A 23,030-nucleotide genomic window follows, 5' to 3' on the forward strand; every position below is an offset into this window, starting at 1 on the left:
CCTGACGGGCAGCCCCAGCCGACAGGACTTTCCCCAAGCCCGCAACCGCGCCTCGCCCGTGCATACTCCCGCGCCGTCCAGATCTTTCTGAAAACAAAGGACCCCATGTCAGGACACGGATTTCACGTGCACGGCCCGCACGACCACGAACTCGAACACGCCGCCACCGGCGGCCACGGCCATGGCCACGGCGATGCGGCCGAAGGCGCCGGCATGAGCGTCACGGGCAAGATCGCCGTGTGCACCGCGGCCATCGCCACCATCGGCGCGATCTTCGCGTACATGGGCGGCGCCACGCAGGCCAATGCCGGGCTCTACAAGAACAACGCGGCCATCAAGAAGACCGAGGCCTCGAACCAGTGGAATTACTTCCAGTCGAAGAGCACCAAGCAGGCGCTGGCCGAGTTCGCGCGCGACACCGCCACCGACGACGCGCGCCGCCAGGGCTGGCAGGTCAAGGTCACGCGCTACGAGCAGGAGAAGGGCGAGATCCAGGCCGCGGCGAAGAAGCTCGAGGAAGAGTCCGTCCGCTGGGATGCCTCCTCCGAGGAACAGATGCACCAGCACCACCGCTGGGCGCAGGCCACCACGGTGCTGCAGGTGTCGATCGCGCTCGCGGCGATCGCGCTGCTGACCCGCAGGAAGTGGCTCGAGCGCGCCATGTATGGCGTGGCGCTCGCCGGCATCGCGATCGGCGCGCTCGCGGCGCTGCACATCTAGGCCGTATTCACCAGCACCAATGCGAACAGCTCGTTGCGGTGGTGGATGCCCAGGCGATCGAAGGCCCGGTCCCTGAAGGTCTTGACCGTTCCGGCGGAAATGCCGAGGTCGTTGGCGATGCCTTCGTAGGTCCAGCCCTTGAGCATGCGCTCGCAGACCTCGCGCTCCCGGCGCGTGAGCGCCGACAGCCGGGCATCGAAGGATTGCTCGCGCGCGCCGGCGAGATCGAGGTGGCGCTGCACGCACGAGGTCAGGATCGGCGCGCCCATGCCGACCCACTCGATCTCCTCGCCCGTGAAGAGCGGCAGGCTCTCATGCCGGTAGAGGTTGATCGCCAGCAGGCCGTCGTCCTTGTCCTTGCAGACCACGGAGAGCCGCTCGCGCAGGCCATGCCGCGTGTAGATGCGCTCGCGGTGCGCGGCCGGGATCTCCTTCGCATGCCAGTGCACCAGCGCGCAGCGGGCCTGGCCGATCTGCTCGCGCGCCGCGAGGAAGGTCTGGTCCTGCCGGTAGAGCGACGACCGGTACACCTCCCACGATTCCGCGGTGCCGTCGGGCGCGCGGTAGCTGCCCGACGCCGGCATGCGCGGCGGCGCATGGTCGGACAGCCGGAACACCGACAGCCATGAGACCGGCAGCCAGCGGTTGAGCTGCGCCAGCGCGTCGTTGGCGAAGCCGTGGGCGCCGATGCAGGCGATCAGTCCCGCCATGGCATCGACGGCGCGTCCGTCCGCGCTGGTGGCGAGCGCGGGCATGGCGGGCGAGAGGGGGATGAGCTGCATGGACACGGCCGGTGGGATGCACGGAGCCTATCGGCGTGCCGCCTTCCGGCCGCATCGGGTTTTCCCCGTCAGGGCGCGCCCTGTCTACATCGCAGGGGACAGACGAAAACTTCCCCATCGCGACACTGGCGGCCAAAGGAATCCCCCATGACGCTCTCACGCCGCGCCCTGCTCGCCGCCTCCCTGGTGCCCACCCTCGCGCAATGGCCGCTCGCCGCCCGCGCGCAGGCCTATCCCGACCGCCCGATCCGCCTGGCCGTGGGCTATGCGCCCGGCACGGCGCCCGACGTGCTGGCGCGGCTGTTCGCGATCCGGCTGTCCGAGCTGCTCAAGCAGCAGGTGGTGGTCGACAACAAGCCCGGCGCCGGCGGGCAGATCGCGGCGCTGACGGTCGCCAAGGCGGTGCCCGACGGCTACATGCTGCTGCTCGGCGAGGTCGGCTCGATCTCGATCGCGCCGGCCGCCTTCGGCAAGCTGGGCTACGCGCCGAGCCGCGAGCTCACCGGCATCAGCGAGGTCGCGCGGGTCGACTTCCTGCTGGCCGTGCCCGCGAACTCGCCGCACAGGACGGTGGCGGACTTCGTCAAGGCGGCGCGCGCGCAGACCGGCCGGCTCAACTTCGGCACCTTCGGCGCCGGCACCTCGGGCCACTTCGGCGCCGAATTGTTCGGTGAAGCGGCCGGCTTCCAGGTCGAGCCGGTGCACTACCGGAGCACGGGCGACGCCGTCACGGCAATCCTCTCGGGCGACGTCTCGGCCGCCTTCGTTTCCACGGCGCTCGGCAACGCCCAGATCAAGGGCGGCAAGATGCGCGCGCTCGCCACCACCGCGCCGCGGCGCTCGCCGCTGCTGCCCGAGGTGCCGACCATGGCGGAGTCGGGCTATCCGAAGATCGACATCTCCTCCTGGTTCGCGCTCATGGCGCCCCAGGGCACGCCGCCGGCCATCCTCGACCTGCTCGGCGTGGAGTCCGTGAAGGCCGTCCAGCCCGAGGACGCGCGCGCCAAGCTCGTAGAAGCCGGCTTCAGCATCGTCGGCGCGGGCCGTGCCGACACCGACCGCATGCTGCGCGAGGAAGCGGCACGCTGGGCCACGGTCGTGAAGGCCTCCGGGTTCCGCGGCGACTGAGAACAAGGAAGCGGGCGCCAACCGCGCCCCATCGACCCATGCAACACCACCGGATCCGCGATGCGGAGGACCTCGCGCGCATCGAAGCGCGGCCCTACGCCTCCTTCATGGCCCACGGCCACGTGTACGACGCGCTGTGCGAGGTCGCGGCAACGCACCCCACGCGCATCGCGCTGAGCTACCTGCTCGACGCCGATCCCGAAACGCCGCCGCGGCACTGGCGCTACGCCGACCTGCTCGCCGACATCCGCCGCGCGGCGAATCTCTTCGCCAGCCTCGTGCCCGGCCAGACGCCGCGCGTCGCGATGCTGCTGCCGGCCATCCCACAGGCCTGGCTGACGCTGCTGGGCGCCGAGACCGCGGGCATCGTCTGCCCGATCAACTACCTGCTCGACGCCGCGCACATGGCCGAACTCGTGCGGGCCTCGGGCGCGAACATCCTGGTGGCGCTGGGCCCGCATCCGGAGCTCGACATCTGGTCGCGCGCCGCGACGCTGGCCGACGCCTGCCCCGCGCTGCGCCAGGTGCTCGCCGTCGGCGGAGCACCGGGCGCGATCGACTTCGACGCGGCCCTGTCGCGGATGCCGGCGGATGCGCCACCCGCGCCCTCCACGCGATCCGCCAACGGACTGGCCGCCCTCTTCCACACCGGAGGCACGACCGGCGCGCCCAAGCTCGCGCAGCACACGCATCGCAACCAGCTGCACGCCGCCTGGAGCGCGGCCCAGTTGTATGCAATGCGCGAGGACGACGTGATCCTCAACGGCTTCCCGCTGTTCCATGTCGCCGGCTCCTTCGTCTACGGCCTCTCGGCGCTGCTGAGCGGCGCGCGCATCGTGCTGCCGACCCTGCTCGGATTGCGCAACACGGCATTGATGAGGCGCTACTGGAGCGTCGTGCGGCAGCACGACGTGAGCCTGCTGGCCACGGTGCCGACCGTGATCGCGACGCTGCTCGGCCTCGAGGCCGGACCCGCGGACCACGCCCGCGTCCGCGCCCTGCTCACCGGCGGCTCGCCGCTGCCCAACGAACTGGCCAGCGCCTTCGAGCGGAAGTTCGGCATCCCGGTGCGCAACATCCTCGGCATGACCGAGTGCGCGGGCGTGGTCAGCATCGAACCCTTTCTCGCGCCGCGCGTCCACGGCTCCTGCGGCATTCCGCTGCCGTTCACCGAGGTCAAGGCCGTGGCGCACGACGGCCGCGACTGCGCGCCGGGCGAGAGCGGCGTGCTGCGCCTGCGCGGCCCCAACGTGGGCCCCGGCTACACGGAAGCGCACCGCAACGCCGGCACCTTCGAGGACGGCTGGCTGATCACCGGCGACATCGGCCACGTCGATGCGCAGCGTCGCGTGTTCGTGACCGGGCGTGCCAAGGACCTGATCATCCGCAGCAGCCACAACATCGATCCGCAGGTGATCGAGGCGGCGCTGCTCCAGCATCCCGAGGTCGAGCTGGCCGCTGCCGTGGGCGAGCCCGACGAGTACGCGGGCGAACTGCCGGTGGCCTACGTGTCGCTGCGGCCCGGTTCGCGGGTCGATGCCGAGGCGCTCTCGGCCTTCGCCAACGCGCGCATTCCGGAGCGGCCCGCGTTCCCCAAGCGCATCGAGATCCTCGCGGCGATCCCGCTGACCGCCGTGGGCAAGGTCTACAAGCCGCGGCTGCGGGCCCTGGCCTGCGAGCACGCCTTGACGCAGCGCCTGCGCGACGCCGGCCTGCTCGATGGCGTGGCCGTCGCGGTGGAGGACAGCGCGCGCGGACTGCAGGCGCGCTTCCGCCGGCGCGGCACGGACGATGCGATGCCCGACGCCGAGCGCCTGCACGCGCTCATGCGCGCCTTCGCGATCCCGTACGTGATCGACGAGCGCGCCGGAGGCGGCGCATGAGCCCGCCGGTGCGCCTCGACATCGACGGCGCGATCGCCACCATCACGCTCGATGCGCCCGCCACGCACCACGCGCTGACGCCGCGCATGCTGTGCCTGCTCGCGGATGCCGTGATGCGCTTCGCGGCCGACGACGCCTTGCGCGTGGCCATCGTCACGGCGACCGGCGAGCGCGCCTTCTGCGCCGGCGGCGACCTGTCGCTCACGCTGCCGCTGATGAGCGGGGCCCGCGCGCCACAGGACGCGTGGGACCGGCGCCTGCTGCCCGACCCGAAGGTGCTCGCGGCCTCGGGGCTGCGCGACTTCGAACTCGACAAGCCCGTGATCGCCGCCATCAACGGCGCGTGCCTGGCCGCGGGCTTCGAGCTGATGCTCGGCACGGACCTGCGCATCGCGGCCGAGCACGCCCGGTTCGGCCTGCCCGAGGCCACGCGCGCGCTGATTCCCTTCGCGGGCTCGATGGTGCGGCTGCCGCGGCAGCTGCCGTGGCCGCTGGCCATGGAACTGATGCTCACCGGCGAGCCCATCGACGCCGCGCGGGCGTGCGAGATCGGCCTGGTCAACCGCGTGGTGCCCGGCCCGGCGCTGATGACCGAGGCACGCACGCTGGCCGAACGCATCGCGCGCAACGGGCCGCTCGCGCTGCAGGCGATCAAGCGCACCGCGCGCGCCGCGAGCGGGCTGTCGCTCGCCGAAGGCTTCGCGCTCGAGAACCGGGCCAAGGCCACGGTGTTCGCCAGCGAGGACGCGCGCGAAGGGCCGCGTGCCTTCGTGGAGAAGCGCCCGCCGGTCTATCGCGGGCGATGAGGCCGACAGAGATTTCCAACGCAGATGCAGGAGACGACGAGATGAACAAGAGCTACACCCCCACGACCCATGTTTCGAAGCGAAGGATCTCGCTCGCGGCCTCGGTCATCGCGCTCGCGGTGCAGGCCGGATGCGGTGGCGGCGGCGGAGGCAGCGGATTCGCCCCGGTGGCTTCGGGCCCCGCGGGCGCGCCCGCCTCCAATACACCCACACCGCCTCCCGCACCCGCGCCGAGCGCGGCCGAGGCCTGCGCCGCCCTGAACGGGCTCGTCATCCCCGCCGCCGACATCGCGTTGCCGACTTCGGGCGCCGTGGTCGCCAGCACCACGCTCGTCGCGCCGGCGGGCAGCGGATCGACCGCGGTCGGCGAGTACTGCCGCGTCACCGGATCGATCGCACCGGTCGACGCCAGCGCACCCCCGATCCAGTTCGACCTGGCCCTGCCGACCGCCTGGAACCGCAAGGCCATGCAGCTCACCGGCGGCGGCTACGACGGCAGCGTGATCGCGGGCAACGGCAATGCGCCCGGCGCCTCGGGCCTCGCCACGCCGCTGGCGCGCGGCTATGCCGCCTTCGGCAGCGATTCGGGGCACAGCAGCAGTGCCGCCGAGGCCAGCTTCGCGCTCAACGACGAGGCGCTCGAGAACTACTTCGGCGACCAGCTGCGCAAGACGCGCGACGTCGCGGTGAAGCTGATCGCGCGGCGCTACGGCGCGGCGCCCGTGCGCACCTATGCGGCCGGCGGCTCCGGCGGCGGCCGCGAGGCGCTTTATGTCGCGGACCGCTGGCCCGCGCTCTACGACGGTGTCATCGCCTATTTCCCCGCCTGGTCGCTGACGGGCATGCTGACCAACTACGCGATCACCTCGAAGGCGCTCGCAGCGCCCGGCGCCTGGTCGAACCCGGCCAAGCAGCAGCTGCTGACCCGCTCGGTGGTCGCGGCCTGCGACGCGCTCGATGGCGCGACCGATGGCGTGATCTCCAAGGTCTCGGCCTGCGCCTTCGATCCCGCGACCCTGGCCTGCCCCGGCGGCGCCGACACCGGCGACGGCTGCCTGTCGACGGCGCAGATCAGTGGCTTTCGTGCCTACGCCACGCCGCTGAAGCTGCCCTACCCGCTGGCCAACGGCACCGATGGTTATGCCGCGCTCAACATCTTCAACGGCGGCGTCATTCCCGCGATGGGCAGCAGCGCACCGGCCACGCCCTCGCGCTTCGACATGGCGTTCGCGACCTACATCGGCGAGTCCTTCGTGAAGTACATGGTCTACCGCGATGCCAGCTACGACCCCTTCCTGTTCGCCGTCGATGCCAACGGCTACGTCCAGCAGCGGCTGCGCTACATCTCGTCGCGGCTGGACATCGATCCAGACCTCAGCGCGTTCGCGAACAAGGGCGGCAAGGTGCTGATCGTGCACGGCATGGCCGATCCGCTGATTCCAGCGGGCTCGTCCGAGGAGTTTTATCGGCGCGCCGTCGCGGCGATGGGCAGCGAGCGGGTCAGTGCCTTCCTCAAGTACTACGAGGTGCCCGGCTACGGACATGGCAGCGGCGCCTACGACGTGCGCCTCGACTCGGTCGATGCGCTCGAACGCTGGGTCGAGCAGGGCGTGGCGCCTTCCGGGCTCACGGTGACGGACGCCAACGCCGGCAACAACGGCCGCACCCGTCCGCTGTGCGAGTACCCGGCCTGGCCGCGCTACGACGGGACGGGTGACGTCGATCGCGCCAGCAGCTTCAGTTGCGTGCGCTGACGGCGCCGGTGGGCGGCAGCTGACTAGCGGTGCGCGTCGACGTCGGGCTCGTCGTCCGGCGTCCGGTCGCACATCGCGCGCATGCCGTCCTCCAACGCGTCGATCCATTGGTCGAAGTCCTCGTCGCTGACGGCGACTGACTTCGGGTTGCCGTCCGAGGCGATGATCCAGCGGAAATGGCCGGGAACGGCCTCGTCCAGCTTCAATGACAGGTGGCGATAGCTCATGGGGACATCCTCTCTTCGAAACGCCGACCCTGTGAGCTGATGCGTACCGCCCGTGGAGTCCGATCACCCGACGGCGGTGGCCGGCACAGTTCTTATCCGGCCGTGCCGCCGCCGGGCGAAGTAGGCGAAATGGCCATCCGGTTGCAGGAAAGGTCGGGTCATCGACACCTCTGCGCACCGGTAGCGGCCCCCCGCTCGCCCGCCTACTCGCTCACGGCCACGGCCTTGTACGCCGGGTCGGCCGCGATCTCCGCCTCCGTGTAGGGCACGCGCAGCCATTGCTTGGCGCTGTAGGCCCGCGTGTAGTCGGCGTGGTGCGCCGAAGCCGGGTCGTCCGAGAGCGAATAGGTCAAGAAAGTGTCGGCCTCCACCTTGCCGGCCGGAAAGCGGACGATCTGCATGTAGCTGTTGGCGATGACCGAGTCGCCGTCCAGGCTGTAACCGCCGCGATCGAGCCGATTGAAGGTGGCGGTCGTGGTGAAGACGCCCGTGAGGTCGCTCATGCCGCCGAACAGCGGAATCCTGCGGCCGTTGCGCGTGACGAACAGGTAGTCGCCGCGCGGCGCGTTCACCGGGTAGGGGCTGGCCTCGATGCGCATCAGCGCGGCGCCGAAAACCTGGCGCAAGGCATCGGCCGCGCTGGCCCGGATCTCGCGCGGCGTGTTGAGCGGATCCTCGGTGGAGAAGGGCACGGCATAGAGATCGGTCTTGGGAATCGCGTTCTCCACGCGGCCCCAGAACTCGTCCCAGACGTGCGCGCCGCGCGCATCGATGTTGTCGGTGTCGTCCCAGGCACGCAGCGCGGCACAGGCCTCGGCGGTCTGGACGATGCCCGCGGGCGTGTCGCCCAGATAGGGGTCGTTGGCGGCCGCCACGTCGATGCGGGGCACCGCGCACACCAGCGCCAGCACCTGATCCTTGAAGCGCTCCGCGGTGTAGACGCGGCTGTCGAGCACCATCTGCCGAACCGTCGCGGCGGTGGCCGTCTTGCCCGCATAGCCATCGGTGCCGCTCAGGCGTGCCTGGGCCATCAGGTGGCCGAGGCGAGAGCGGTGGGTGAACCCGGTCTCGACGCCGCCGAAGATGGCCGGATAGCCGGTGAGCCGCTCGTTCGGGTTGGTGAGCCAGGCGCTGGCGTTCATGTTGGCCACGTAGTCGTCGCGCAGCAGGCTGGGCATGCGCGAAGGTCCGACGGCACCCTTCTGCACCGAGTCGGGGTCGGTCTGCCAGTCGCACTCGCTGCGCGATCCGTCGAAGACCGGCACGCGCTCCAGCGCGGCGGCCAGCAACTTGCCTACGGCCGTGGTGCAGCGCTCGGTCTGCTGCGGCGAGACGTTCGGCGCGGCCGTGATGTCGGCATACCAGGCCTTGGCGCTGCCACGGCCCACGGCGGTGGTGTTGACCCACGGGATCGCCGCCTCCTCGCGCTGGATGGCGATGAACTCGTCGAGCGACTTCGCCTGGTCCCAGCGCAGCCAGGTCCGGAAGGCGCGGGAGTTGTCGGCGTTGATGTCGCGGATCGCGAAGGCCGTGCGCGGGCTCCAGGCCAGCGCGGGGCTCATGCCCGCGAGGTTGACGAGCGGGCCGTACTCGCTCTTGTAGAGCGTGCGGGTTTGCGCGGGGCCGCCCTTGACCTCGACCGTGAGGGTGCTGGGCTTCATCTTCACCGCCTTGCCGTCGCGCACATAGCTGGTCGGGTCGCCGTCGGCCAGCGTGAGCTCGTAGAAGCCGAAGCGCCGCGCGGCCGAGACGGTGTGGCTCCAGGCGACGTTCTGGTTGAAGCCGATCAGGATCAGCGGCACGCCCAGAAAGGACGCTCCGCTCACATCGAGCTCGCCGGGGATGGTGAGCTGGGCCTGGTAGAAGCGGTCGGGGCCGCGCCAGTACCAGTGCGGGTTGCCGAACTGCAGCGCGCTGTCGTCGCCCGTTCCCGCGGTACCGAAGGCGTACATGTTGCTGCCCACGCCATGCTTGCCGCCCACCTCCAGTGCGGGCGCCTTCGGAGGCTGCGCGCGCAGCGCGGCGAGTTGCGTGCCCGGCGTGCGGCGCAATGCGCGCGCCGATGCCTGCGCCTGCCCGGCCGTCGATGCGGGCGCGAGCGCACTGGCGATCTGCGTCACGAAATTGCCGTAGCCGGCCGTGAGGTTGGCCGCGTAGAGACGGCGCCAGATATCGCCCGACGTGATCGGAGCCACCCAGGCCTCGCCACGGCAGGCCGCATGCGCGCCCGCTTCGCCGCCGGCCTTCAGGTCGCGCACGTAGCGGCTGTAGCCCGCCGCGAAACCTTCGACCAGCTTCTTCAGCTTGTCGGGCTGCGCCTGCGCGAAGGCGTCGACCGCCTCGCCCGAGAACACATGCTTGTGGAAGAAATCGGATTCGATGTTCTTCGGCCGGCCGATCGTTCCCGGGTACACGACCAGCGCATCGGCGCCGAAGTTCTTCGACCGCTCGCCGCGGTAGGTGAGGAAGGCATCGGCCATGGTGCAGAGGTTGTCCTGCGCCTGCGCATAGCCATAGCCGTAGCCCACGCCGCCCCAGTCGGCCGCCTTGATGTGCGGCACGCCCATCGCCGTGCGGCGGATCTCGGCCTTGAAGGCGGGAGCGCCGGCGCTCGGAGGCGCCGGGTTGCCGGGTACGGACGGTGCGGTGCCGGCGAAGGAAAAGCCGTTGTTTCCCCCACCGCCGCCGCATGCGGCGAGCGCGGCCGCGATGGCCATCAGGCCGAGCGGCCGCGTGGCGCGCCAGGGTTGTCGTTGTCTCATCGTGTCTCCTGTGAATCACTCCGCTGGGGAGTGCCGAGGAGGTTAAGGACGGCAGGCGCGTGCCCGTTGTACGCACCGGCCGTCTTGCTCAGGGTGGACCCCAGGTGTGCAACGCGCCGACGTCGGCGCGCACCTGCACCTGCGCGCCGTTGGCGAGGAAGGAAGGCACCAGGCCGAAGCAGCGCTGGTAGGTGCGGCTCATGTGGGCCATGTCCGTGAAGCCGCCCTGGTGCGCGATCTCCGCCAGCGGGCTGCGGCGACTCGCGAGCTGCTGCACCGTGCGCCGCACCTTGGTCCACAGCAGGTAGCGCTTGATCGACAGCCCCAGTTGCTCGCGAAAGAGATGCGTCAGCCGGTCGGGCGAGAGGCAGGCCTCGGCCGCCAGCTCGCGCAGCGGCAGCGGGCCGACTTGGGTGCGCGCGCGCTCCAGCACGCGCTCGATGCGCGGATCGAGCGGCAGGTTGCCCAGCGGGCGGCCGGCCACGGCCTCGACCATGCGCGTGCTGAGTTCGCGCAACTGGCTGTCGCGCAGTTCGCCCTGCAATGCGGCCTCGAAGCGCTCGCGCAGGCGGCCGAAGCATTGCGCATCGATGACCTGGATGCCGCGATCGCCCTGCACGCCGTCGAGCATGCGCGCCACGCTGAACGAGGGCTCCATGTTCAGCGAGAGCAGGCCGCTGCCGTCGACATCGAGCCGGCGCGGCACATGCGGCGCCACCAGTGCCGCGGTGCAGCGCACCCGCGTCCCGTCCATCCCCTCGAGCGCGAAGGGCCGGCCGCTGGCCGATACCAGCAGCGTGGCCGAGGGCCGCGCCGTCAGGCCCGAGCGAATGGCCGGCGTGATGTAGAGGAAGCGATCGTCCCAGAGATGGAGGTAGTTCTGCATGCCCATGGCGAATGAAACGAGCGGTCTCGCGGCTACGCGCCGTGCTCGGTGGCCTGCTTCAACAGCCTGGTGCCGAACTCGGCCTCCGCCTCGCTCGCCGGCACGCCCTGCGGGCCACGCAGCACGACGACATCCATGCGCAGGCCCAGCATCGCGCGTTCGCGTTCCCGCACGATCTCTATGCCCAGCAGCAACCCGCGCGCCGGTGCGTCAGCGGCATCGTCGCGCTCGAACGATTGCCGCAAGGCGTGCAGGCCGCCGTCGGGCCAGGCATCGGCGCAACCGGCCAGTTCGAGCTGTCGCGGCGCTACCGCGGCCATCTCGCCATCCGCGCGAGGCAGGAAGAAGAAGCCACCGGCATGACGGTCGGTCGCGCAGCGCCGCGGTGTCAGCAATGCCGCCAGCGGCAGCTCGACGCTGAGCGCTTTCGACAGCGAGAGGATGTCGGGCACGTCGCCCTCGATGCCGAGCATCACGCCGGCGCGGCCGTACCGGATCAGGTGCTGGCGGGTATTGGCCCAGAAGGCGGAATCGACGCCGCAAGACATGGAGAGCTCCCTTTGTTCGAGGCCGCGAAGTCTAGGAACGCGGGGAGCCCGCGCCAAGCCAATATTTCTTATTTCAGCTATCAGCGCCGGTTGCGTTCGTGGCCGATCAGACCAACGTGGTTGCAATCAGACCGAATCGGTACGAAAATCGCGCACCCCCGAAATCGCCATGCCTTGAACCGCCATCTCGACATCGACCTGCTGCGCACCTTCGTGGCGATCGCGCAGGCCCGCACGCTGGGCCAGGCCGCGGCCCGGATCGGCCGCACGCAGGCCGCGGTGAGCATGCAGGTCAAGAAGCTCGAGGAGACGCTGAACCAGCCGCTGCTGCATCGCACCGGCCGGGGCGTCGTGCCCACGCTGCACGGCGAACGCCTGCTGGGCCATGCGCGCACCATCCTCCAGCATCACGATGCGGCACTGGCCGAGATCTCGGGCGCGACGCTGTCGGGCACGCTGCGCTTCGGTTGCCCCGAGGACTACGCGGTCGCCTTCCTGCCGCAGATCCTGCGCGGCTTTGCGGATCGGCATCCCGAGGTGCGTGTCGAGGTGTTCTGCGCGCCGACCGCCCGGCTCGACGACCAGCTCAGGAAGCACGCGCTCGACCTCGCGCTGGTCTCCACGCTCGGCATGGGCGGCAGGCTGTCGGTGATCCGCCATGAGCCGCTGGTGTGGGTCGGCCTGCGGCAGGACGTCGCGGCGGCCCGCGAGCCGCTGCAGCTCGCGCTGTCCGACCCCGACACGCTGGACCATCGCGTCGCCTGCGAGCAACTCGATGCCGCCCGGCGCAGTTATCGGCTGGCCTATGCCAGCGCCAGCATCTCGGGCCTGCTGGCCATCGTGCGGTCGGGCCAGGCGATCGCGGTGCTCACCCGATCCGCCGTGCCGCCGGACCTGCAGATCCTGGAGACCGGCGACTTGCTGCCCGTGCTTCCCACGATCGGGCTGGCGGTGGAATTCAGCCTCGAGCCCGCGACGGCCATGGCGGCGGCATTCGCCGATCACCTGCGAGCGACATTGCGGACGCTGTAGCGACCTTGCTCAGTGGCCCAGCGCTTTCATCGCCGACGCGATGATGTCGTCGCGCCATTCCTTCTGCCGACCCAGCCGGACGGCCGAGATCGCCGCGATGCCGAGGCCCGAGAACGCGAGCGTGATGCGCACGATGCGCTGCGCCTTGGCCTTGAAAGGATCGGTGCCGAGCGCCTGGTAGATGAGCAGCGCGATCTCCATCAGCTGCGGCTCGGTGCTCTCCTCGCTGCCCGAGAGCCGGTTGGCAAAAGCCGACACGCCCGGCCATTCGAAAGTGAAGTCGACATAGGAGGCGACGACGGTGCGGTCGCGCCGGATGCCGGGGCGCATGCCTTCGACGCTGGCCAGCAGCGCCGTCACATGGTCGCGGCCGGCCTGGAAGCCCGCCTCGTAGATCGCCTTCTTGCTCGGATAGCGGTAGAGCAGCCCGGTCTTCGAATAGCCGATCGCATCCGCGATCTGCTGCAGCGAGGTGTTCTCGAAGCCATGCTTGGCGAACAGGCCGGCGGCGCAATCGACGATCCGGGCGTTCATCTGGGACTTGGTGGGCCTGAGCATCGCGGCAGTCTAGCGCAGCGTCCGACCGAAGCAGTCGACTTCCGTTCGAATCGGTACGGAACCGGCCGATGCCCGCCGCGCTCAGCGCTGCGCGAACGACTTCACGTGATCGACCAGCGCGCGCAGCTTCCGCGGCTGGTTCCTTCGGCTCGGAAAGTACAGGAAGAAGCCCGCGAAGCTCGGCAGGAAATCGTCGAGTACCGAGACCAGTGCGCCACGATCGATGTAGGGCCGGAAGGTCTCTTCCATGCCGATCGTGATGCCGGTGTCCGCGAGCGCCGTACGGATCATCAGCAGCATGTCGTTGGTGGTGATCCTCGGTTCCACCGTCAGCGCGAAGTCGCGCCCGTCCTCGCGGAACTCCCAGCGGTACGGCGCTTCCTTGGGCGAGCGCCGCCATCCGATGCAGCAGTGCGCGAGCAGCTCGCGCGGATGCGTCGGCACGCCGTGCGCGGCCAGGTAGGCCGGGCTTGCCACGACCATCTGGCGCTGCGGGCCGGTGAGCGGAACGGCCACCATGTCCTGCTCGATGACCTCGCCCAGCCGCACGCCGGCATCGAAGCCCGCGGCGACGATGTCCGACTCGTCGTCGGTCACGGTCACGTCGAGCGTCACGCCGGGATGGGCCGCCGCGAAACTGCTGATCAGCGGGCCCGAGAGAAAGCGCTCGGCGATCGAGGTCACCGCGACCCGCAGCACGCCGCGTGAGGGGCCCTCGACTGCGGCCTCTTCCAGCGCCGCGCCTACCGTCGACAGCGGCTCGGCGATCTGCCGGTGCAGCGCCTCGCCCGCCTCGGTCAGGCGCACGTGGCGCGTCGAGCGCTGGACCAGCGCGATGCCCAGGCTGTCCTCGAGCCGGCGGATGCCCTGGCTGACGGCCGAACGCGTCACGCCCAGATGGTCCGCGGCGGCGCGGAAGTTCTGCTCCTTCGCGACCGCGAGGAAGAAGCGCAGCAGGTTGAAGTCGGCATCCATTGGTTAGCAATGCTAACCGGCGCAGTCAGCGATCGGGGAGTTCTCTTAACCGCCGCGCCTTCCTAAAGTGAGCCCATGACTTCACAAACCACCCCTTCTCCAGCGGCCTGCAAGCGCCGGAAACCCACGCGGCGCGGTCTGCTGAGCCTCGGGCTCCTGGCCCTTGGCACGGCCCTCGCCGCCCCCCACCGAGCCCACGCTCGATCTTCCAAGGAATCGGACATGACAACGCATCCCTATCTCGGCATGTGGGTGACCGGCGACGGCCACGTGCGCCATCAGCTGCTGCCCAACGGCCGCTACGACGAGGCGCGCGGCAGCCGCGAGAGCGCCTACCGTGGCCGCTACGTCATCGAAGGCAACCACATCGAGTACGTCGACGACACCGGCTTCACGGCCGATGGCGACTTCATCGATGGCGTGCTGCACCACGGTGGGATGGTGCTCCGGCGCGTCGCGCCCACCGGCACCCGATGACCCGAACCCTCGTTTCCATCCATAGAAAGAACCCACCATGAACGCAAAGACTTCCAAGGTCATCCTCATCACCGGCGCCAGCAGCGGCATCGGCGAAGCCACCGCCCGCCTGCTCGCGAAGAACGGCGCCACCGTGCTGCTCGGCGCGCGGCGCACCGAGCGGCTGGATCGGATCGTCGCGGACATCGTCGCCGCCGGCGGCATCGCCGAGGCCCGCGCACTCGACGTGACGCGGCGCGAGGACGTGCAGGCCTTCGCGGACCACGCCATCGCGCGCTTCGGCCGCATCGACGTCATCGTCAACAACGCCGGCGTCATGCCGCTGTCGCCGCTCGCCTCGCTCAAGCTCGACGAGTGGGACCGGATGATCGACGTCAACATCCGCGGCGTGCTGCACGGCATTGCCGCCGTGCTGCCCACGATGCAGAAGCAGGGCGCGGGCCATGTGGTGAACGTCGCGTCGATCGGGGCGCACGCCGTCTCGCCCACGGCTGCCGTCTATTGCGCGACCAAGTACGCGGTCTGGGCCCTCTCCGAGGGCCTGCGCCAGGAGCACCAGGACATCCGCGTCACGACGATCAGCCCGGGCGTGACCGAATCGGAGCTGGCCGACACCATCTCGGACGAGAAGGGCCGCGACGAGATGAAGGAGTTTAGGAAAGTGGCGATCAGCGCATCGGCGATCGCGCGCGCCATCGACTTCGCGATCTCGCAGCCCGAGGACGTGGACACGAGCGAGATCGTCATTCGGCCCACGGCCAGCGCGCATTGAGCGGCGCTTCGATTCGCGCCGGGCGTCGCTTCAAGCGTCCGGCGCGCGATCTACATGACAGCCGCAAGCGTCACGCCGCTGACACGCCCACGTCACCCCGTCTTCCTACGCTGCGCGCCTCCATCCTTTCGTTCAGCTTGCAATGAATTTCTCCGACGATCCGCGCGGCACGACCTCGCCGCGCGACGCCTCGCCTTCCACGCCGCATCCGGCCCCCGCTCCCGAATCCATCACGCCGCCGCGCCGCGACCTGCTCAAGCTCGGCGCCTCGCTGCTGACCCTCGGCGGCAGCGGTGCGCTGCTCGCCGCCTGCGGTGGCGGCGGTGGCGGCTCGCCGGTGCTGGGCGCCCTGCCCGCACCCGCGCCGGCAGCCCCCGCGCCGGCACCCGCGCCAGCGGTCGCCGCGAAGATCTCGAGCTTCGCGCTCGCGGTGATGCCCGACACCCAGTTCTACGCGCGTTACGCCACCGCGGCCGAGAGCGACCAGTACGACAAGCGCTTCGGCAGCGCGCCCTTCGCCGCCCAGACGAAGTGGATCGCCGACAACGCCAAGGCGCTCAACATCCCCTTCACCATCCACCTCGGCGACGTGGTCGACCAGGTCGGCAAGCCCGACCAGTGGAAGGTGGCCGATGCGGCGATGAAGCTGCTCGAGGACGCGAAGCTGCCCTACAGCGTGCTGGCCGGCAACCACGACGTGCTGCGCGACATCGACTACGGCGTCGACCCGGTCGGCGGCACCGACGCCGACCGCGATCCGAGCAAGGAGCCCTACCTCCAGTGGTTCGGCACCGAGCGCGCGAAGAAGCAGGCCACCTTCGGCGGGCGCGACCCGAGCGGTTTCCACGAGTACCACGTGTTCGAAGCGCAGGGCCAGAAGTTCATGGTGCTGTCGCTGTCGTGGCGCATCTCCGCCGCGGGCATCGCCTGGGCCCGCCAGGTGATCGCGAAGAACCCGACCCTGCCGGTGATCCTGTCGAACCACCAACTGCTCAACATCGATGCCGACGGCACCAGCCCGCTCGAGACCGACTACGGCAAGATGCTGTGGGAGAAACTGATCCGCGACAACGACCAGATCTTCATGACGCTCAACGGCCACCACCACGGCGCCGCGCACCTCACGAAGACCAACAACTTCGGCCACAAGGTCGAGGAGATGGTGGTGGACTACCAGATGGCCTACCAGGGCGGCAACGGCCTGATGCGCCTCTACGAGTTCGACCTGACGAACAAGAAGATCAAGGTGCTGTCGTTCTCGCCGTGGGTGCCGCAGAAGCCGGCCGCCACGCTCAACGCCTTCGACCAGGCGGTGCTGACCACGCCCAACGAGGCCTTCGAGATCGAGATGGATTTCGCGCAGCGCTTCGCCGGCTTCAACAAGGCCTTCGGCAGCGGCAGCGCGGTCATCGAGGGTTCGCTGGTCGACAAGGCACGCGCGATGATCCTCGCCAACTACAAGGACCCCGAGACCGTCGCGCAGCGCCCCGCCGCCGATGCGGAGGACTATCCAAAGGTCGCGAACACGCTGGCGCACTGGCGCTTCTTCGGCGGCGCGCTCAACCAGCCGGTGCTTCCGGGCACGGTGGTGGCCGACGTCACGGGCAACAACCCGCTGCACCGCGATGCGCTCGACCAGGGCGGCGTGAAGGGCGCGGGCCATGGCGACGTGGTCTGGACCGACGACCGCCATCACCTGTCGGCGGCGCCGGGCTCGGTGCGCTTCCTCAACACCAACAAGAACACGCCGCGCCTGAGCTACTTCCTCACCGACGCCAGCGCGCCGATCAATGCGCAGACGCTGGAGAACGGCTACACGGTCGAGGCCTTCGTCAAGATCGACAAGAGCTGGACCAGCGGCAACCAGGCGTGGATGAACATCATGACGCGCGACGGCCGCCGCGGCGACCTCGCGGGCTATGCGGGTGGCGACGGCGAATCGCCGCCGATGCTGTTCGCGATCTCGAGCCTGCGCGAGGTGCAGTGGGAGGTGGTGCCGAGCCCCGCGGGCCGGCGCGAGCCCAAGGCGAACTGGTCGGGCGAGGTGATCGCCGACCGCTGGGTGCACATCGCCATCGTGAACGACCCGGCCTCGCACGACACCACCATGTACGTCGAGGGCGCACCGGTGCTGCGCAACGCCGCCGCGATCCCCGGCCTGGCCACGCTGTCGGCGAGCTCGCCCTGGGTGGTGGGCGGCGGCTCGTGGGACGGCGCCCGCGCCGATGGCTTCTTCGGCAACATCGGCGAGGTGCGCGTGGTCGCGGCGGCATTGACGCCGTCGCAGTGGCTCACCGCGCGGCGCTAGGGGCGCGGGACAACTTCAGGACGTGGCCGGAAACGCTTCCGGCCTGCGGTCCGCCCACGGCGCCGCGCGCTCGATCTGCCCAGCCAGCTGATACAGCGTGTCTTCCGCGCCGAAGCGCCCCGTGAACTGCACGCCGATCGGCAGGCCTTCGGTCGACCAGTGCAGCGGCACCGACATCGCGGGATTGCCGGCCACGTTCCAGATCGAGGTGTAGCCCGTGTGGCTGCGCGCGATGGCCTTGTAGGTCGCGAGGTCGGTGCTCTCCATGTCGACCTCGCCGAGCTTGTGCGGCGGCGTGGCGCAGACGGGTCCGAGCAGCACGTCCCACTTCTCGAACTGCTGGCCCAGTGCGCGGCTCGCGCGCTGCAGGGTCTGGATGGCGTTGAGGTAGGTCTGCGCGCTGACCTCGCGGCCGGCCTCGGCGAACAGCGCGGTCACGCGCTGCAGGTCGCGGCCGCTGAAGTCGCGGCCGAGCTGCCGGTTGCGGCGCAGCAGCGAGGTGTACATGCTGGCGTGGATGATGTCGGCCCGGCACTGGAGGTACTCCTCGTCGGGAATCACGTCGTCCAGCGCGGGATCGACCCACTCGACCTGGTGGCCCAGCGATTCGCACAGCTTGGCCGCGTTCTCGACGCCGGCGCGCACCTGCGGATCGAGCGCCACGGCCTCGAAGGACTTGAGCGAGACGGCGATGCGCAGGCGCTGCGGATCGCGCTTCGTCAGCTCGAGGTACGAGGCCGCGGGCGGCGGTGCCCAGTACGGATCGCCGGGCGCGGCGCCCTGCGAGACGTCGAGCAGCACGGCGCTGTCGCGCACCGAGCGCGTCACCACGTGGTGGATGGTCATGCCGGCCCAGCTCTCGCTGATGTGCGGGCCGAGCGGCACGCGCGCGCGCGTGGGCTTGAGACCGAACAGGCCGCAGTGCGAAGCGGGGATGCGGATCGAGCCACCGCCATCCGCCGCGTGCGCGCTCGGGATGATGCCGCCAGCCACCGCCGCGGCGGCGCCGCCGCTCGAACCGCCCGTGGTGTGCTCCAGGCTCCACGGGTTGCGGCAAGGGCCGAACATCTCGGGCTCGTTGGTGGCGCTGATGCCGAACTCCGAGAGACTCGACTTGCCGAAGATCACGAGGCCGGCGCGCACGTAGCGCTCGGCCAGGGTGCTGTCGATCGGCGAGCTGAAGTCGGCGAACAGGCGCGAGGCGCTGGTGGTCTTGGTTCCGGCATAGAACACGCCCAGGTCCTTGAGCAGGAAGGGCACGCCACGCAGCGGGCCGTCGGGCAGGCCCTGCGCGATGCGGTCGCGCGCGAGGTCGAAGAAGCGCGTGGTGACGGCGTTGAGCACGGTGTCGCGCGCCTCGGTGCGGGCAATGGCCTCGTCGAGCAGTTCCTCGGCCTTGAGCTCGCGGCGGCGGACCAGGTCGGCCATGGCCACGGCATCGAGCTTGTCGTATTCGGCAATCATCGGTATCGCTTTCCTTGTGTGAGTGGATGTGCAGTCAGCGGAAATGGCAGGCCACCCATTGGCCCGCCGTCTTTTGTTCGAGCACCGGCTCCTCCTCGGCGCAACGCGCCTGCGCCATCGGGCAGCGCGTGTGGAAGCGGCAGCCCGAGGGCGGCGCGGCCGGGTTGGGTGGATCGCCCTTGAGCAGCCGGCGCTGCGTGCGCACGCGCGGGTCGGGCACCGGCACCGCCGACAGCAGGATCTCGGTGTAGGGATGCAGCGGCGCGCGAAACAGCGTGTCGCGCCCGGCGATCTCGACGATCTTGCCGAGGTACATCACGGCCACGCGGTGGCTGATGTGGCGCACCACCGCGAGGTCGTGCGCGACGAACAGGTAGGCGATGCCGAACTCGGCCTGCAGGTCGGTCAGCAGGTTGATGACCTGCGCCTGCACCGACACGTCGAGCGCCGACACCGGCTCGTCGCAGACGATCAGCTTCGGGTTCAGCGCCAGGGCGCGCGCGATGCCCAGGCGCTGGCGCTGGCCGCCCGAGAACTCGTGCGGCAGCTTCTTCATGGCCTCGGGCCGCAGGCCGACCTTCGAGAACAGCCACGCCACGCGCTCGTTGCGCTGCGCGTCGTTGGACTCGCCGAAGTTGCGCAGCGGCTCCGCCACCAGCTCGCCGGCGGTCATGCGCGGATTGAGCGAGGCGTAGGGGTCCTGGAAGATGATCTGCATCTCGCGCCGCTGCTCGCGCATCGCGCCGGCGTCGAGCGAGAGGAGGTCGCGGCCGTTGAGCCGCACCGTGCCCGAGGTGGGCTCGATCAGCCGCAGGATCGACTTGCCGGTGGTGGTCTTGCCGCAGCCCGACTCGCCGACCAGCGCCAGCGTCTCGCCCGCGGCCACCGAGAACGACACGCCATCGACCGCATAGACCTTCGAGGCCTTGCGCCGCGAGATCCACGAGCCCGGCGACTGGTAGTGCTTGCGCAGGTCGCGCACCTCGAGCAGGGGCGTGCCCGCCTCGGTCGTCGCGTTCGTGCTCATGCGCCGGCCTCCTGCAGCAGGACGGCCTGGGCCGTCGGTACTTCGGTCTTGCGCACCAGCTCCTCGACATGGAAACAGGCCGACAGGTGCGACGCGCCCGCGCCGTGTTCCTCGAGCGGCGGCACCTCGTTGCGGCAGCGTTCGCTCGCGAAACCGCAGCGCGGCGCGAAGGCGCAGCCGCGCACCGCCTCGTGCGGCGAGGGCACGATGCCGGGGATCTCGGTCAGCCGGGCGCTGTGGGTGTTCATCGAGGGCATCGAGGCCATCAGCGCGCGCGTGTAGGGATGCAGCGGCCGTTCGAACAGGTCGAGCACGTCGGCCTCCTCCACCTTGCGCCCGGCATACATCACGACCACGCGGTCGCAGCATTCGGCCACCACGCCGAGGTCGTGCGTGATCATCACGATGCCCATGCCGAGCTCGCGCTGCAGGCCGCGCAGCAGCTCGAGGATCTGGGCCTGGATCGTCACGTCGAGCGCGGTGGTCGGCTCGTCGGCGATCAGCAGCTCGGGATGGCAGGCCAGGGCCAGCGCGATCATCACGCGCTGGCGCATGCCGCCCGAGAGCTGGTGCGGGTACTCGTTCACGCGCCGCTGCGGCTCGGGGATCTGCACCAGCCGCAGCATCTCGGTGGCGCGCGCCAGCGCCTCGCGACGGCCCACCTGCTGGTGCAGCATCACGGTCTCGGCGATCTGCCGGCCCACGGTCAGCACCGGGTTCAGCGAGGTCATCGGCTCCTGGAAGATCATCGAGATGCGGTTGCCGCGGATGCGGCGCATCTCGGCCTCGCTGAGTTTCAGGAGGTCGGTGCCGCGGTAGCGGATGGCACCGCCGGCGAAGCGTCCGGGCGGGGTCTGGATCAGCCGCATCACGGACAGCGCCGTCACGCTCTTGCCGCAACCCGACTCGCCGACCACGCCGACCGTCTGGCCGGCCTCGACGCGGTAGGAGACGCCGTGGACCGAGCGCACCTCGCCGGCCAGGGTGTCGAAGTAGGTGTGCAGGCCGTCGATCTCGAGCAGCGGCGCATCGCCCGCGCGGTGCGCCGCGCCCTTGGCGGCCAGGGGGGTGTCGTTCATGGACATGTCCTCAGAGCTGGCGCGCCACGTGCGGGTCGAGCGCATCTCGCAGGCCGTCGCCCAGCAGGTTGATCGCCAGCACCGTGAGCCCGAGCAGCAGGCCCGGGAACACGATGGGATAGAACACGATCGCGATCAGGTTGCGGCCTTCCGAGATCATGTTGCCCCAGCTCGGCACCTGCGGCGGCACGCCGACGCCGAGGAAGGACAGCGCGGCCTCGGCCAGCACGGCCGACGCGGCGATGAAGGTGGCCTGCACCAGCAGCGGCGCGAGGATGTTGGGCAGCACGTGCCGCCACAGGATGGTGCGCAGCCGCGTGCCCAGCGCATGCGCGGCCTCCACGTAGAGCCGCTCTCGCAGCGACAGCGAGAGCGCGCGCACCAGCCGCACCATGCGCGGCACCTCGGGCACGGTGATGGCGACGATCACCGTCGTCAGGCTGGCCTTGGTGAGCGCCATCAGCGCGATCGCCAGCAGGATGCCGGGGATCGCCATCAGGCCGTCCATCACGCGCATGATCGGCCCGTCGGTCCAGCGCACGAAGCCCGCCAGCAGGCCGAGCAGCACGCCCAGCAGTGTGGCCAACAGCGCCACCGAGGCGCCGGTCACCAGCGAGACGCGCGCGCCCCAGACGGCGCGGCTGAAGGTGTCGCGCCCGAGCGCGTCGGTGCCGAAGTAGTGCTCGGCCGAGGGCGCCTTCATGCGCGCGATCGGGTTGATGGCCTGCGGATCGTGGGTCGCGATCCACGGCGCGCCCAGCGCGGCCGTGACCACCAACAGCAGGATCAGCACGCCGAGGATCAGCGTGTAGTGCTTGCGCAGCAGCCGCAGCGCCGGCGAGGGAGGACGCCGCGGGGCGCCGGGGTTCAGGATGGCTTCGGTCATTGGCGGGGCCTCAATAGCGGATGCGCGGGTCGAACAGGCTGTAGCTCAGGTCGACCAGCAGGTTGATCAGCACATAGGCCGCCGCCGACAACAGCAGCAGGCTCTGGATCACCGGGTAGTCGTGGTGCTGCACCGCGTCGACCACCAGGCTGCCGAGTCCGGGGATCGAGAACACGGTCTCGGTGACCACCACGCCGCCCAGCAGCAGCGCGATGCCCACCCCGATGGTGGTGACGATCGGGATCGCCGCGTTGCGCAGCGCATGGCCGAGCACCGGCAGCACGCCCAGGCCCTTGGCGCGCGCGGTGCGGATGTAGTCCTCGTGCAGCACCTCGAGCATCGACGCACGCGTCATGCGCGTGAGCAGCGCGGTGTAGAGCAGCCCGAGGTTCAGGCACGGCAGCACCAGGTGCTTGAGCCAGGGCAGCACGCCCTCGGCGATGCCGCGGTAGCCCTGCACCGGCAGCCACTGCAGCTTGAGCGCGAAGGTGTAGACCAGCAGGTAGCCGGTGAGGAACACCGGCATCGAGAACGCGCAGACCGCGAACACCATCACCAGCCGGTCGATCCAGCTGCCGGCGCGGTAGGCCGCGAGCACGCCCAGCGGGATCGACAGCATCACCGCCACCAGGATGGTGAAGAAGGCGATCGACAGCGTGGCGCCGATGCGCTGGCCCAGCAGCTGCGACACCGGCATCTGGTTGAACAGCGAGACGCCGAAGTCGCCGCGCACCACGTTGCCGACCCAGACCACGAACTGGTGCCACAGCGGCTGGTCCAGCCCCAGGGCGGCGCGCGTCTGCGCGATCTGCTCGGGCGTGGCGAAGTCGCCGACGATCAGCAGCACCGGGTCGCCGGGGGCGAGGTGGATCAGCAGGAACACGATCACCGACACCACCAGCATCACCGGCACCGTGGCGAGCACGCGCCGGATCACATATTCCATGCCGCGGTCC

The 23,030-nt window shown here is 70.1% G+C and carries 21 protein-coding genes; 9 read left to right on the top strand and 12 right to left on the bottom strand.

Going from position 1 to position 23,030, the window contains the following annotated elements:
* Positions 1-105 precede the first annotated feature (105 nt).
* Positions 106-720, top strand: coding sequence for a DUF4337 domain-containing protein (locus INQ48_33350; GenBank protein QRF62424.1), 615 nt, complete (start codon positions 106-108; stop codon positions 718-720).
* Here INQ48_33350 and INQ48_33355 read toward each other — a convergent pair.
* The gene (locus INQ48_33355; protein ID QRF62425.1) at positions 717-1,502 is read right to left on the bottom strand and encodes a LuxR family transcriptional regulator; all 786 of its coding nucleotides are present in this window, start codon (positions 1,500-1,502) and stop codon (positions 717-719) included. The two genes, INQ48_33350 and INQ48_33355, sit on opposite strands and share 4 nt — an antisense overlap.
* Before the next feature lie 147 nt (positions 1,503-1,649).
* Between INQ48_33355 and INQ48_33360 the strand changes: the two genes are divergently transcribed.
* The 4 genes from INQ48_33360 to INQ48_33375 are packed head-to-tail and all read left to right on the top strand — an operon-like array spanning position 1,650 to position 7,073.
* Positions 1,650-2,630 carry a tripartite tricarboxylate transporter substrate binding protein gene (locus tag INQ48_33360; GenBank protein ID QRF62426.1) on the top strand — a complete coding sequence of 327 codons (981 nt, stop codon included), beginning with the start codon at positions 1,650-1,652 and terminating at the stop codon, positions 2,628-2,630.
* Positions 2,631-2,668: 38 nt separating this feature from the next.
* On the top strand, positions 2,669-4,513 hold the full coding sequence (locus tag INQ48_33365; protein ID QRF62427.1) for an AMP-binding protein: 1,845 nt from the start codon (positions 2,669-2,671) through the stop codon (positions 4,511-4,513).
* Positions 4,510-5,319 (top strand): enoyl-CoA hydratase/isomerase family protein, encoded by an 810-nt coding sequence (locus INQ48_33370; protein QRF62428.1) that lies wholly within the window; start codon positions 4,510-4,512, stop codon positions 5,317-5,319. The genes INQ48_33365 and INQ48_33370 overlap by 4 nt, the downstream gene beginning before the upstream one ends.
* Positions 5,320-5,360: 41 nt before the next feature.
* Positions 5,361-7,073, top strand: coding sequence for a tannase/feruloyl esterase family alpha/beta hydrolase (locus INQ48_33375; protein QRF62429.1), 1,713 nt, complete (start codon positions 5,361-5,363; stop codon positions 7,071-7,073).
* A gap of 23 nt (positions 7,074-7,096) precedes the next feature.
* Here INQ48_33375 and INQ48_33380 read toward each other — a convergent pair whose 3' ends face one another.
* The 4 genes from INQ48_33380 to INQ48_33395 form a co-directional block, all read right to left on the bottom strand.
* Complete coding sequence (locus INQ48_33380; protein QRF62430.1) at positions 7,097-7,300, bottom strand: hypothetical protein; 204 nt, start codon at positions 7,298-7,300, stop codon at positions 7,097-7,099.
* 203 nt (positions 7,301-7,503) lie between these two features.
* Positions 7,504-10,017, bottom strand: a complete 2,514-nt coding sequence (locus INQ48_33385; GenBank protein QRF63057.1) for a penicillin acylase family protein — start codon at positions 10,015-10,017, stop codon at positions 7,504-7,506.
* A gap of 133 nt (positions 10,018-10,150) precedes the next feature.
* Positions 10,151-10,954, bottom strand: a complete 804-nt coding sequence (locus INQ48_33390) for a helix-turn-helix transcriptional regulator (GenBank protein ID QRF62431.1) — start codon at positions 10,952-10,954, stop codon at positions 10,151-10,153.
* Between the two features lie 26 nt (positions 10,955-10,980).
* On the bottom strand, positions 10,981-11,496 hold the full coding sequence (locus INQ48_33395) for a hypothetical protein (GenBank protein QRF62432.1): 516 nt from the start codon (positions 11,494-11,496) through the stop codon (positions 10,981-10,983).
* A 174-nt stretch (positions 11,497-11,670) separates the two neighbouring features.
* On the opposite strand from INQ48_33395, the gene INQ48_33400 reads away from it, so the two are divergent.
* A complete protein-coding gene (locus INQ48_33400) occupies positions 11,671-12,528 on the top strand; it encodes a LysR family transcriptional regulator (GenBank protein QRF62433.1) in 858 nt (285 codons plus the stop codon).
* Between the two features lie 9 nt (positions 12,529-12,537).
* Here the strand turns inward: INQ48_33400 and INQ48_33405 are convergent, their stop codons facing one another.
* Together INQ48_33405 and INQ48_33410 are read right to left on the bottom strand one after the other, a co-directional pair.
* Positions 12,538-13,086: a TetR/AcrR family transcriptional regulator gene (locus INQ48_33405; GenBank protein QRF62434.1), complete on the bottom strand. Its 549-nt coding sequence runs from the start codon at positions 13,084-13,086 to the stop codon at positions 12,538-12,540.
* 81 nt (positions 13,087-13,167) lie between these two features.
* Positions 13,168-14,061, bottom strand: coding sequence for a LysR family transcriptional regulator (locus tag INQ48_33410; protein ID QRF62435.1), 894 nt, complete (start codon positions 14,059-14,061; stop codon positions 13,168-13,170).
* A 75-nt stretch (positions 14,062-14,136) separates the two neighbouring features.
* Between INQ48_33410 and INQ48_33415 the strand changes: the two genes are divergently transcribed.
* From INQ48_33415 to INQ48_33425, 3 genes are all read left to right on the top strand, one after another.
* Positions 14,137-14,538, top strand: a complete 402-nt coding sequence (locus INQ48_33415; protein ID QRF62436.1) for an Atu4866 domain-containing protein — start codon at positions 14,137-14,139, stop codon at positions 14,536-14,538.
* A gap of 37 nt (positions 14,539-14,575) precedes the next feature.
* The gene (locus INQ48_33420; protein QRF62437.1) at positions 14,576-15,310 is read left to right on the top strand and encodes an SDR family oxidoreductase; all 735 of its coding nucleotides are present in this window, start codon (positions 14,576-14,578) and stop codon (positions 15,308-15,310) included.
* A 433-nt stretch (positions 15,311-15,743) separates the two neighbouring features.
* The gene (locus INQ48_33425) at positions 15,744-17,618 is read left to right on the top strand and encodes a metallophosphoesterase (protein QRF63058.1); all 1,875 of its coding nucleotides are present in this window, start codon (positions 15,744-15,746) and stop codon (positions 17,616-17,618) included.
* Between the two features lie 15 nt (positions 17,619-17,633).
* On the opposite strand, the gene INQ48_33430 is transcribed toward INQ48_33425, so the two are convergent.
* Genes INQ48_33430 through INQ48_33450 form a run of 5 tightly spaced genes read right to left on the bottom strand, consistent with a single transcriptional unit; the run spans position 17,634 to position 23,020 of the window.
* Positions 17,634-19,082: an amidase gene (locus tag INQ48_33430; protein QRF62438.1), complete on the bottom strand. Its 1,449-nt coding sequence runs from the start codon at positions 19,080-19,082 to the stop codon at positions 17,634-17,636.
* A 34-nt stretch (positions 19,083-19,116) separates the two neighbouring features.
* Complete coding sequence (locus INQ48_33435) at positions 19,117-20,109, bottom strand: ATP-binding cassette domain-containing protein (GenBank protein ID QRF62439.1); 993 nt, start codon at positions 20,107-20,109, stop codon at positions 19,117-19,119.
* Positions 20,106-21,233 (bottom strand): ABC transporter ATP-binding protein, encoded by a 1,128-nt coding sequence (locus tag INQ48_33440; GenBank protein ID QRF62440.1) that lies wholly within the window; start codon positions 21,231-21,233, stop codon positions 20,106-20,108. Before INQ48_33440 ends, INQ48_33435 begins: the two co-directional genes overlap by 4 nt.
* On the bottom strand, positions 21,199-22,074 hold the full coding sequence (locus INQ48_33445) for an ABC transporter permease (protein QRF62441.1): 876 nt from the start codon (positions 22,072-22,074) through the stop codon (positions 21,199-21,201). The genes INQ48_33440 and INQ48_33445 overlap by 35 nt, the downstream gene beginning before the upstream one ends.
* A 10-nt stretch (positions 22,075-22,084) precedes the next feature.
* Positions 22,085-23,020, bottom strand: coding sequence for an ABC transporter permease (locus INQ48_33450; GenBank protein QRF62442.1), 936 nt, complete (start codon positions 23,018-23,020; stop codon positions 22,085-22,087).
* Positions 23,021-23,030 lie beyond the last annotated feature (10 nt).

Source organism: Variovorax paradoxus, assembly GCA_016806145.1.
Lineage (GTDB): Bacteria > Pseudomonadota > Gammaproteobacteria > Burkholderiales > Burkholderiaceae_C > Variovorax.